This is a genomic window from Blochmannia endosymbiont of Camponotus quercicola (assembly GCF_059935335.1).
The window spans coordinates 1-12,213 of record NZ_CP011794.1 but is presented as its reverse complement, the minus strand read 5'-3'; the positions used below and the strand labels follow the sequence as shown (position 1 = coordinate 12,213).

Annotated in this window: 11 protein-coding genes; 1 reads left to right on the top strand and 10 read right to left on the bottom strand. The window is 32.9% G+C overall.

Going from position 1 to position 12,213, the window contains the following annotated elements; translation table 11 throughout:
• Positions 1-46: 46 nt before the first annotated feature.
• Positions 47-1,468: a tRNA uridine-5-carboxymethylaminomethyl(34) synthesis GTPase MnmE gene (gene mnmE, locus CBquer539_RS00055; protein ID WP_500836441.1), complete on the top strand. Its 1,422-nt coding sequence runs from the start codon at positions 47-49 to the stop codon at positions 1,466-1,468.
• Between the two features lie 123 nt (positions 1,469-1,591).
• On the opposite strand, the gene glmU is transcribed toward mnmE, so the two are convergent.
• The 10 genes from glmU to mnmG form a co-directional block, all read right to left on the bottom strand.
• A complete protein-coding gene (gene glmU / locus CBquer539_RS00050; RefSeq protein WP_500836440.1) occupies positions 1,592-2,977 on the bottom strand; it encodes a bifunctional UDP-N-acetylglucosamine diphosphorylase/glucosamine-1-phosphate N-acetyltransferase GlmU in 1,386 nt (461 codons plus the stop codon).
• Positions 2,978-3,053: 76 nt separating this feature from the next.
• A complete protein-coding gene (locus CBquer539_RS00045) occupies positions 3,054-3,488 on the bottom strand; it encodes a F0F1 ATP synthase subunit epsilon (protein ID WP_500836439.1) in 435 nt (144 codons plus the stop codon).
• A gap of 37 nt (positions 3,489-3,525) precedes the next feature.
• Positions 3,526-4,914 (bottom strand): F0F1 ATP synthase subunit beta, encoded by a 1,389-nt coding sequence (gene atpD, locus CBquer539_RS00040; protein WP_500836438.1) that lies wholly within the window; start codon positions 4,912-4,914, stop codon positions 3,526-3,528.
• Positions 4,915-4,946: 32 nt separating this feature from the next.
• The gene (gene atpG / locus CBquer539_RS00035; protein WP_500836437.1) at positions 4,947-5,813 is read right to left on the bottom strand and encodes a F0F1 ATP synthase subunit gamma; all 867 of its coding nucleotides are present in this window, start codon (positions 5,811-5,813) and stop codon (positions 4,947-4,949) included.
• Between the two features lie 35 nt (positions 5,814-5,848).
• A complete protein-coding gene (gene atpA / locus CBquer539_RS00030; protein WP_500836436.1) occupies positions 5,849-7,390 on the bottom strand; it encodes a F0F1 ATP synthase subunit alpha in 1,542 nt (513 codons plus the stop codon).
• A gap of 66 nt (positions 7,391-7,456) precedes the next feature.
• Positions 7,457-8,005, bottom strand: coding sequence for a F0F1 ATP synthase subunit delta (locus CBquer539_RS00025; protein WP_500836435.1), 549 nt, complete (start codon positions 8,003-8,005; stop codon positions 7,457-7,459).
• Positions 8,006-8,488, bottom strand: a complete 483-nt coding sequence (atpF, locus tag CBquer539_RS00020) for a F0F1 ATP synthase subunit B (protein ID WP_500836434.1) — start codon at positions 8,486-8,488, stop codon at positions 8,006-8,008.
• Between the two features lie 55 nt (positions 8,489-8,543).
• Positions 8,544-8,783 carry a F0F1 ATP synthase subunit C gene (atpE, locus tag CBquer539_RS00015; protein ID WP_500836433.1) on the bottom strand — a complete coding sequence of 80 codons (240 nt, stop codon included), beginning with the start codon at positions 8,781-8,783 and terminating at the stop codon, positions 8,544-8,546.
• 53 nt (positions 8,784-8,836) lie between these two features.
• Positions 8,837-9,649, bottom strand: a complete 813-nt coding sequence (gene atpB / locus CBquer539_RS00010; protein WP_500836432.1) for a F0F1 ATP synthase subunit A — start codon at positions 9,647-9,649, stop codon at positions 8,837-8,839.
• A 665-nt stretch (positions 9,650-10,314) separates the two neighbouring features.
• The gene (mnmG, locus tag CBquer539_RS00005; protein WP_500836431.1) at positions 10,315-12,213 is read right to left on the bottom strand and encodes a tRNA uridine-5-carboxymethylaminomethyl(34) synthesis enzyme MnmG; all 1,899 of its coding nucleotides are present in this window, start codon (positions 12,211-12,213) and stop codon (positions 10,315-10,317) included.

The window sequence follows — 12,213 nt, the reverse complement described above, 5'->3', positions numbered from 1 at the left end:
GTATATTTTGTAGAATACCAATATGTTTTAAGGCAATTAAAAAGTTATGAACTATATAGCAGAAGATACAGTGGTTGCTATTTCTACACCTCCAGGACGTGGAGGTATTGGAGTGATACGAGTATCTGGTAAATCAGTTCCTGCAATTGCACCTAAATTATTAGGAAAAATACCTGAACCTAGAAAAGCAGAATATTTGCCATTTTTAGACACAGATGGGTCTGTATTAGAAAAAGTAATAGCCTTATTTTTTCCTGAACCCAATTCTTTTACAGGAGAAAATGTACTAGAAATCCATGGACATGGCGGTCAAATGATGTTAGATATGTTATTAGAACGCATTTTAAAAACGTCTCCTGATATACGAATAGCACATCCAGGAGAATTTACCAAACGAGCATTCCTAAATAATAAGATAGATCTCGTTCAAGCAGAAGCAATAGCTGATATAATTGATGCTACTTCACATCAAGCTGCAAAATCAGCATCGAATTCTTTACAAGGAACTTTTTCTCGTAGAATACATGCAATATCAGAACAACTTATCAGCTTGCGTATGCACGTAGAATCATCTATTGATTTTTCAGAAGAAGAAATTAGCTTCATATCATATGAAGCTATTAAAAAACAATTAAAAAATATTATACATAATGTAAAACAAATATGCGAATCAGCTCGCCACGGTGTTCTGCTGCGTGAAGGAATCAAAATAGTAATTGCTGGAAAACCAAATGCAGGCAAATCTAGTTTATTTAATGCATTAATTGGCAATGATAGAGCAATTGTAAGTACGATTTCTGGAACCACACGAGATACATTACATGAATGTATCCAATTAGATGGAATAGCGTTTCATATTACCGATACTGCTGGATTGCAAAACAACAGTGACAATGAAATAGAACAAATTGGAATGAAACGTACGTGGGACGAATTAAGTAATGCAGATCACATATTATGGGTCATTGACTCTCATGATGACACAAATGGAGAATATAGCACAATACAACACGTAGAAAAAACGTTATTTAGTAGAAATAAAAAAAATAAAAAATCCCTAATTACGATTATACATAATAAATCTGATTTAACTAAAAATCAAATAGGGATAAACATAATCAATAATTATACAACTATTACGCTATCAGCTTTGTTTGACGATGGAACAAACCTGTTGAAAGAACATTTAAGTAATAACGCAAAATATGAAATACAAAAAAATTACTCTTATAATTTCGCTGAAAACCAAGGAAATTTTATTGCACGCAGACGCCATTTATATGCACTTGAAAAATCCTATCAACACCTTTTATCTGCTCAAAAACAACTGTTATCCATTATGGTAGTCAATGAACTGTTTGCTGAAGATCTTGGATTAGCACATAACGAATTAAGTAAAATTTTCGGAAAATTTACTCCTGAAGATTTATTAAAAAAAATATTCTCTACATTTTGTATTGGGAAATAATTATTTATATTTATAACTATACAAAAGTATTCGCATGATACGTATAATTAATTTCCATTATACAACTATAGCAACTCATTAGATATAGATAAATCATTGTTGTATAAAAAATAAAAGACAGGATCATTTTTTATTTTTTCGCTTCCAATTTAAAATGGAAAATTGTCGTATTCTACTAATAATAGTATCACCAGTTGGTACATCTCGAGTTACTGTAGTTCCAGCTCCAATAGTCACATTTTTACCAACAGTTATTGGAGCTACCAGCTGACTATCGGCTCCAATAAAAACATCATCGCCAATAGTAGTATGATTTTTGTTAACACCATCATAATTACAAATGATAGTTCCGGCCCCAATATTCACTTGAGCACCAATTGTTGCATCACCTAAATAACTGAGATGCTTAACCTTTGATCGCGCGCCCAATCGAGTATTTTTTATTTCAACAAAATTTCCTACATGACTGCTTTCCTTTAATTCAGTTCCCGGCCTTAATCTCACAAATGGTCCAACTTTGCTTTGAAAGTTTATTTTTGTATTTTCAATTATTGAAAATGGATATATCACAACATCATCTTCAACCACTGTATCTTTTAATATACAACTTGCTCCTATTTTAACTCTATTTCCCAAATGAACATTCCCCTCGATAATTACATTTACATCGATACACACATCTTTCCCGTGTACTAATGTTCCTCTTAAATCAAACCTATTGGGATCAGTTATCATGACTCCTGATGATAACAAATGTTGTATTTGTCTTTGTTGATATTGTCTATCTAAATAAACTAAATCGGATTTACTATTTACCCCCATAATTTCAAATATATCAGCAGGACACATAGTATGAATAATGCAACCTGCTTGATGAGCTATATGAATTATATCTGTTAAATAGAATTCTTTTTTTGACTTATGAGGTGTTAATCTGCTTACCCAGCTTTTTAAATGTCCAGCAATAGCAATAAAAATGCCAGTGTTAACTTCCTTAATTTTTCTTTGATCGTCATTAATAATATCATCGTGTTCTATTATGTCTACAACATTGCCTTCCTGGTTCCGCACAACTCGGCCATATCCGTTTGGATTAGGCAGTATTGCCGTTAGCAGACTTATATCACACTGAGATTTAATAGCATATAATTGTTGTAATGTTCGATGCGAAACAAAAGGAACATCGCCACACAGAACAAGAACTTCTTCATTATCACTGATAACAGGTAGCACTCTTTTAACAGCATTTCCAGTTCCAACAAGTTCATGTTGCAATATCCAATGTACAGGAGTGGTGTATTGGTCTGTATTAATTTTTTTTATTACCATTTCTCCTTTGTAACCATACACTACATATATAGACTTAACACCTATCTGCATTACAGAATCAATTAGATGTTGTAACATAAACTTACCACCAATTTGGTATAGCACCTTCGGTGTATCAGACAACATTCTATTACCTCTACCGGCAGCGAGAATAATTGCGCTGAAATTAATATGCGACATAATCTATTACATCTCTGTTCTTTATTTTTAATTATAACTTATTTTATTACTATCCTATAACATAGAGCGACATTAATTACATATGCTTATTCTTTTTTGTTAATTCAATTAATCTCAGTTTCGCAATAGCTTTAGATATATCCGAAGCTATTTTAATATAATCTATATCGTCACTATGGCGTGAGTTTTTAATATGTTCTTCAGCTTCATGTTTGGCTTCCTTAGCCTTCTTTTCATCTAATTCTTCTGCACGAATAGCCGTATCTGCCAATATAGTTACTACATTGCTTTGAATCTCAAGTATACCTCCAGATATATACACATATTCTTCATCATCACATGATTTTACTATACGCAAGACCCCCGGCTTAATCGACGTAAGTAATGGAGCATGACCTGGAAAAATACCCATTTCACCTTCAATACCTGCTACTTGAATTTTCTGAACTACACCAGAAAATATCTGTCTTTCAAGAGAAACAACAATTAAAGAATAACTACGTAGAGACATTTATACACCATGATTTATATTAATCACACAAAAAAATTTAAAGCATTTTGTTTTTTTCTATAACTTCTTCGATGGAGCCTACCATATAAAATGCTTGTTCTGGAATATGATCATATTTTCCATCTATGATTTCTTTAAATCCTCGAACAGTATCTTCTAAAGAAACATATGCACCAGAAAATCCAGTAAATACTTCAGCAACAAAAAAAGGTTGCGATAAAAACCGCTGAACTTTTCTCGAACGTAACACTATTAATTTATCTTCTTCCGATAATTCGTCCATCCCTAAAATCGCAATAATGTCCTTAAGTTCTTGATAACGTTGCAAGATAGATTTAACATCACGAGCCACATCATAATGTTCTTGTCCAACAATAAGTGGATTTAGTTGTTGACTGTTAGAATCTAATGGATCTACTGCAGGATAAATACCAAGAGCAGCAATTTGACGGCTTAAGACTATAGATGCATCTAAATGAGAAAAAGTAGTAGCAGGAGATGGATCTGTAAGATCGTCAGCAGGAACATATACTGCTTGCACAGAAGTAATCGAACCTAACTTTGTAGAGGTAATACGTTCCTGCAATATACCCATTTCTTCTGACAATGTTGATTGGTATCCTACCGCCGATGGAATACGACCTAGTAAAGCGGAAACTTCGGTCCCAGCAAGAGTATAACGATATATATTATCTATGAACAATAATACGTCATATCCTTCGTCTCTAAACTTTTCAGCCATAGTAAGACCAGTTAAAGCAACACGTAATCTATTTCCAGGTGGCTCATTCATTTGACCGTATACTAAAGCAACTTTGCTTATAACATCAGAGTTTATCATTTCGTGATAAAAATCATTACCTTCGCGAGTGCGTTCCCCAACACCAACAAATACTGAATAACCAGAATGTTCTACCGCAATATTACGAATAAGTTCCATCATATTTACTGTCTTTCCAACTCCTGCTCCTCCAAAAAGACCAATTTTTCCTCCTTTAGCAAATGGACACATTAAATCAATTACTTTAATACCAGTAACTAAAAGATCTTGGCTAGTAGACAATTCAGAATAACATGGAGCAGATCTATGAATAGACCATTTTTCTTTTTCTTTAATAGGCCCTTTCATATCAATTGGCTCACCTAATACATTCATTACACGACCTAAAGTTTCTTTTCCTACCGGGACTTCAATAGAATGTTTTAAGTCAATCACTACCAATCCACGACGTAATCCATCTGTATTTCCCATGGCAATACAGCGTACTACACCTCCGCCCAATTGCTGTGCTACTTCTAATATCAACTTTTTATTAAAATTATCAACATGCACCTCAAGAGCATGATATACAGTCGGTACTACATCTTGATGGAACGCAACATCAACCACTGCTCCAATAACCTGGATTATTTTTCCAGAACTCATATTATTATTGCACCTCTAGCTGTCTTTGTGTTTTATATTATAGAAGCTCCTGAAACAATTTCTGTAAGTTCTTCCGTAATTTTAGTTTGTCTGACTTTATTATAAAATAACTTCAAATCATTAATGATAACCTCTCCATTATCTGAAGCTGTCTTCATCGCCATCATTCGCGCGGATTGCTCACTTGCTAAATTTTCTACTACTCCTTGGTAAACTTGAGATTCAATGTATCGCTGTAATATGCTGTTTAATAATATTTTAGAATCTGGTTCATACAAATAATCCCAATGTTTAGTTTTCGACGTAGTTTTATCTACAGAAATAATCGGTAAAATCTGTAAAATCTGAGGAATTTGAGATAAAGTATTAATAAATTTATTATATGCCAAATATAATTTATCTATTTCACTATTGTTATATAGTTGCAACATTACCCTTACTGAACCGATAAGCGTTGACATTTTAGGAGCATCTCCAACGCCATAAACACAGCTGATTATTTTTGTTTGCTTTATACAATGTAAAAAAGAAGCAGCCTTTGACCCAATAACGGCTAATTTAATCATTATTCCTGCATTACTCCATTTGCTAAAATCACACAACAACATTCTAAATAAATTAATGTTTAATCCCCCTGTTAACCCTCTATCTGTTGAAATCACCCAATAACCAACAGACTTAATTTTTCGTTCCAAAAAATAAGGGTGTTTATATTCTAATGTGCCTGAAGAAATATGATTAATTACTTTACGAATAGTTTCTGCATACGGCTGACTTATTAACATACGTCTTTGTGTTTTGTGAATTTTAGAAGCAGAAATCATTTCCATAGCCTTAGCAATTTTTTGTATATTGCGGATACTATCTATTTTTCCTCGTATTTCTTTTACACTAGACATATTTTAATTCCATAATGATAATGTGTTTAACGAGCTTACCAAGCTTGGCTTAATTTAAAGGTATTCAGAATACTTTTAAATTTATTTTCAATATTAATATCGTATATACCATCACGATCAATTATTTTAACCAATTCATTTTCTGTATAAGTCATATATAATATTAGTGCAGACTCAAAATCACTTATTTTTGAGACTTCAACATCTTCTAAATAACCATGCACTGCTGCAAACAAAATAATGGATTGACATGAAATAGACATGGGCGCATATTGCTTCTGTTTTAATAATTCGGTTACCTTTTGACCATGCTTCAGTTGTTTTTGTGTAACTTCATCTAATTCTGAAGCAAATTGAGAAAAAGCAGCTAATTCACGATATTGAGCTAAAGCGGTACGAATTCCTCCAGATAACACCTTCATAATATTAGTTTGAGCAGCTCCTCCAACTCGAGATACTGAAATTCCTGGATTTACTGCAGGACGAATTCCTGAATTAAACAAATGAGATTCTAAAAAAATCTGACCATCAGTAATAGAAATAACATTAGTTGGAATAAACGAAGAAACATCCCCAGCTTGAGTTTCAATAATAGGTATAGCAGTTAATGAACCAGTTCTCCCTGTTACCTTTCCATGAGTGCGCTGTTCTACATAATCAGAACTGACCCTAGAAGCTCGTTCTAATAAACGAGAATGTAAATAAAATATATCTCCTGGATACGCTTCTCGTCCAGGAGGACGGCGTAGTAACAAAGAAATTTGACGATAAGCTACCGCTTGTTTAGAAAGATCATCGTACACAATTAGCGCATCTTCCCCAAGATCTCTAAAATATTCTCCCATAGCACACCCAGCATAAGGAGCTAAATATTGCAATACAGCAGACTCAGAGGCAGATGCAAGGACCACAATAGTGTTGGTGAGAGCATGATGCTCCTCTAATTTTTTTACAACGTTAGCTACAGTTGTTGCCTTTTGACCAATGGCCACGTAAATACATTTCACCCCGCTGTAACGTTGATTAATAATAGTATCAATTGCTAATGCAGACTTTCCAGTCTGCCGATCTCCTATAATTAATTCACGTTGACCGCGTCCAATAGGGATCATAGAATCAACAGATTTGTATCCAGTTTGAATTGGTTCATCTATCGACTTTCGATCAATTACACTAGGTGCAACAGCTTCCACCGGGAGATAACAAGAACATTGTATTGCTCCCTTATTATCTACAGGAATTCCTAAGGTATTCACTACTCTTCCCAATAGTTCTGTTCCAACAGGAACTTGTAGTATATTTCCTGTGCATTTTGCCACCATTCCTTCAGATAAATTCAAATATGAACCCATAACCACAGCACCGACAGAATCACGTTCTAAATTTAATGCTACAGCAAATTGATCTGATGGCAAAGCAATCATTTCACCTTGCATTACATTCGTTAAACCGTATATATGGATTACTCCATCACCAACAGCGGTAATAGTACCTTCATTACGAGTTTCACACGTTATATCAAATTGAGCAATACGTCTCTTAATTAATTTGCTAATTTCATTCGAATTTAATTGCATAATCTTATTTGCACCTAAATTAAGTTAAGAGCTAAGAGGCATCTAATACTGAAATGTTAAGACTTATTATAAATATTGCAGTACATGATTTAAACGCAAAATACGTCCACGTATGCTTCCATCAATCACAGTATCTCCAATACGAATAATTATCCCTGCCAACACATCTTTATTTATTTTATGCACTAATTTCACTTTTTTAGATAAACGTTTAGCCATCATATCAGTAATTTTTTTTGATTGTCTATAATCTATAGGCCAAGCAGAGATAACTTCCACTTCTACAACACGCAAATACATAGCGTGCAGATCAGTGAATTCCTTAAAAACAATTGGTAGTAACAACAAACGATTGTTTTCTGCCATGATACAAATTATATTTTTACTATAAATATCAACTTGTTTGTTTTGGCAATCTTCACAAATAGAAATAAATACTTCTGCTAATCTTTTTGGTGCTAGGCATCTAAAAAATAAAGATTGTATCGAGTTGTTTTTACTTATCTTAGAAAATAAATCAAGAACTGATTCCCATTTATCTATATTTTTCTGTTCTACAGCTATATCAAATATAGCTTGAGCATATACATGAGCCACTACAAACATACTAGACATCTAATCCTCATATGACAACTTATTGATGATACTATTTACAATATCTACATCAATCATCTCGTTTATAGAACATTCTATAATTTTCTCTGCGCTTTCAATCACAAGTTTGCTAATTTGCCTTCTTAACTCATCAGTAACGCATTTTCTTTCATAAACAATTTGTTCTCGCGCTTGAGATAAAATTCTGTTTTGCTCCTTTTCTGCTTCATATTTAGCTTCATTAATTATTTGGATTTTACATGTATTTGCTTGATTTACAATTTCTTGAGCTTTAATCCGCGCGTTTTTCAAGCAAAGTAAAGCTTCATCATGAGCACGTTCAGATTCTACTTTAGCATAAGCAGTAGAATTTAAATTATCAGAAATTTCTTTTTGACGTTTCTCAATAATTGACATAAATGGACGCCATATATATTTCATACAAAACCAAACAAATAAAATAAATGAAATAGTTTGCCCTAATATTGTTGCATTAAGATTCACAGTACCAATCCTGACGTCTAGTAATCAATAATAAATGTATGTTCAATTCTAGTTCTCAAACTGCAGAAAACATCACATATAGACCAAGGCCTACAGTAATCATAGGTATCGCATCAACCAATCCCATAATAATAAAAAACTGAGTACGAAGAATAGGAATAAGGTCTGGTTGACGCGCGGCGCCTTCTAAAAATTTACTACCTAAAATCCCAATACCAATAGCTGCACCAATTGCTGCTAATCCCATCATTATTGCCGCGGCTATATACAACATGTCAAAATTTAAATGTTCCATAATAAACCCTTTTTTATAATCTTCTGTGCTATATTATATTTATACTATTTATTTTAATATGGATCGTGAGCTGTAGACAAATAAATCACTGTCAACACCATAAAAATAAAGGCTTGTAATATAACAATTAAAATATGAAAAATTGCCCATGGCAAATTTAAAGTCCATTGCGCCCACCATGGCAATAAACCAGATATTAAGATAAAAATCAACTCACCAGAATACATATTACCAAATAATCTAAGACTGAGTGATATTGGTTTAGATAGTAAACCAATAACCTCAAGAATAAAATTAATAGGAATACACATTGGATGATTAAATGGATGATGCAGTAATCCTTTAATGCAACTATATACACCATTAATGTAAATATTGTAGTACACAATAAGCACAAACACATTTAAAGCTATTGAAGAAGTAACGTTTATATCAGCAGATGGAACAACACGTACAACGGATGATCCTAACACGTATTTAGCTAACAAAGGAAATAAATCTATAGGGAACAAATCCATGGTATTCATTAAAAAAATCCAAACAAAAACTGTCATAGATAATGGCGCAACTAATTTGCTGTTACCATGAAACATATCTTTTACATTACTATCAACAAACAATATCACTAACTCAATAAAAGCTTGTAGTTTCGTAGGAACACCACATGTTGCTGCTTTAGCCACGCTACCAAATATCAGTAAAAATAAGATAGCTAATAATGTCGAAAAAAATATGGAATCTACATTTAATATCCAAAAAGAAGAGATATTTTCCAGATCTACCCATGAAAAAGTACTCAAATCAAACTGTAGATGAGATAAATGATGTCTAATGTACTCCTGAGAGGCACCTGTGATTCCTGACATAAACTACCCTTCAACAATATTATTTGCAACACATTATTTATACATTTATTATAACATGATAAATACAACGATGATTTTATTTGAGCGCTATTGAGACATCTCAATAGCGCTCAAATAAAAGACTACATATTAATAAGATTAAATAACAAGAACACTCATTCTTTTCATACGATTCATATACCCTGAAACAAAATAAGTTGTTGCAAATACACTATAAATTTAATAATCCCACATACTACGTGCACACTATAAATTTGTTATAAATTGAACATGCATGTTCAATTTATAACAAATAATGAAATCCTTCAATTAACAACCTCAACACAACGTATACTGATCTAAACTACACAATAATAACCTACATACAAAATTTAAATAAAAAATTTAGTATAATTCCAATTTTCTATTTTCATGCTAACACAACTAAATAAATATATAACATGCTATTTAAATTGAAAAAAACCGATATATGTACATAGCCAATTAATATGAAAAATAAAATAGATCTACATATCATCTCTATGGAATGATTTTATCAGTAAAATGTATGCATATCATCATCCCATGTATCTAAAAGTTCCCATATTACAAAAATACTCAATACTTATTGATAAAACAAGTAGGACTATTTGTCTATATCAACATAAGTTCAATATTTAACCCAACTAACATGCACTAGAACCCAACAAACCCTGTTTTTTTAACCAAACTAATAGATTAGAAATAGCTGCAGGGGTTATACCAGAAATTCTAGACGCTTGCCCGAGTGAATAAGGTTTATAATTATTAAGTTTATCAATCACTTCTTTAGATAATCCAAAAACAATATTGAAATCTATATTTGTCGGTAACAATGTGTTTTCATTACAGATATATCTCTCTATTTCTTCCTGTTGATGGCGAATATAACCTTCATATTTTATTTGAATCTCAATTTGCTCAAATACCTGACGATCTAATATAACCGGGCCAAAAGTGCTTAATTGAGATAACTTTGTGTAATTAATCTCTGGCCTCCTTAATAATTCTTCACCATTTACCTCATGTAGTAAAGGCGTCTTTAGAAAATTATTTAATTGAGCAATATCTGAGCTATACGGAAAAATATAAGTATTACGCAATCTCTGACGTTCTTTTTCAATATTTTCCCTTTTTAAGCAAAAAATTTTCCATCGTGCTTCGTCTATTAAACCCAATTGTCGAGCAATTTCAGTCAACCTTAAATCAGCATTGTCCTCGCGTAAAGATAGACGATATTCAGCACGCGAAGTAAACATACGATAAGGTTCTTCAGTGCCATGTGTACATAAATCATCTACAAGTACTCCTAAATACGCCTGATCTCTTCTAGGATACCATCCTTCTTTATTTTGAGAAAATCTGGCTGCATTAACTCCAGCTAACAGTCCTTGGGCAGCTGCCTCTTCATAACCAGTAGTACCATTAATTTGGCCAGAAAAAAACAATCCAGAAACAAATTTACTCTCTAATGTCAACTTTAAATCTCGAGGATCAAAAAAATCATATTCAATGGCATAACCTGGCCTGATTATATGAGTATTCTCCAATCCCCGAATCGATTTAATCATTTGTACCTGTACATAAAATGGTAGGCTAGTAGAAATACCGTTAAGATATATTTCAGGTGTCGTTAAACCTTCAGGTTCTAAAAAAATTTGATGAGCGTTACGATCAGAAAAACGTATTATTTTATCTTCTATAGACGGACAATAACGAGGTGATATGCCTTTTATTAAACCTACATGCATAGGACTCTGATGTAAATTTAATCTAACTATCGCATGCGTGTTGTCATTAGTATATGTAACGTAACAAGGTATCTGTTTAGGATGTTGCTCCATAGATCCTATGAATGAAAATACAGGAACAGGATTATCACTGTGTTGTGGACTTAAGGCATCAAAATTTATCCCTTTAGCATGCACACGAGGAGAAGTACCTGTTTTTAAACGACTAACTCGTAAAGATAATTCTTTCAATCGTTCCGTTAATAACGACGACGACTCTATATCTCCAGCACGACCTCCACTAAAATTACTCATGCCAATATGCATCCTACCATTAAGAAATGTTCCTGTCGTTAATACAACAGACGTAGAAGTAAATTTCATTCCTATTTTTGGAACAATAACCCCAACAATTTTGTTTCTATCAATTATTAAATCTTCAACCGAAGCCTGAATAATCAGTAAAAATTTTTGATATTCAAGAATATTACGTATCACTTGACGATACAATATTTTATCTGCCTGAGCACGAGTTGCCCTAACAGCAGCCCCTTTGCTACGATTAAGTATTCTAAATTGAATTCCTGCTTTGTCTATAGCATGGGCCATAACTCCACCCATCGCATCAATTTCTTTTACTAAATGTCCTTTTCCAATACCACCAACAGCTGGGTTACAGGACATCTGTCCAAGAGTATCAATATTATGAGTAATTAATAACGTACTGCATTTCAATCTAGCAGAAGCCATAGCCGCTTCTGTTCCGGCATGACCTCCTCCGACGACAATAACATCAAAATGAGTAGGATAAAACAT

What these genes read in the sequence shown, in the direction of transcription:
- atpB (WP_500836432.1), bottom strand. Translation starts at nt 9,649, where the DNA reads ATGTCAGGAATCACAGGTGCCTCTCAGGAGTACATTAGACATCATTTA.
- atpD (WP_500836438.1), bottom strand. Translation starts at nt 4,914, where the DNA reads ATGAGTTCTGGAAAAATAATCCAGGTTATTGGAGCAGTGGTTGATGTT.
- mnmG (WP_500836431.1), bottom strand. Translation starts at nt 12,213, where the DNA reads ATGTTTTATCCTACTCATTTTGATGTTATTGTCGTCGGAGGAGGTCAT.
- CBquer539_RS00045 (WP_500836439.1), bottom strand. Translation starts at nt 3,488, where the DNA reads ATGTCTCTACGTAGTTATTCTTTAATTGTTGTTTCTCTTGAAAGACAG.
- atpA (WP_500836436.1), bottom strand. Translation starts at nt 7,390, where the DNA reads ATGCAATTAAATTCGAATGAAATTAGCAAATTAATTAAGAGACGTATT.
- atpE (WP_500836433.1), bottom strand. Translation starts at nt 8,783, where the DNA reads ATGGAACATTTAAATTTTGACATGTTGTATATAGCCGCGGCAATAATG.
- CBquer539_RS00025 (WP_500836435.1), bottom strand. Translation starts at nt 8,005, where the DNA reads ATGTCTAGTATGTTTGTAGTGGCTCATGTATATGCTCAAGCTATATTT.
- mnmE (WP_500836441.1), top strand. Translation starts at nt 47, where the DNA reads ATGAACTATATAGCAGAAGATACAGTGGTTGCTATTTCTACACCTCCA.
- atpG (WP_500836437.1), bottom strand. Translation starts at nt 5,813, where the DNA reads ATGTCTAGTGTAAAAGAAATACGAGGAAAAATAGATAGTATCCGCAAT.
- glmU (WP_500836440.1), bottom strand. Translation starts at nt 2,977, where the DNA reads ATGTCGCATATTAATTTCAGCGCAATTATTCTCGCTGCCGGTAGAGGT.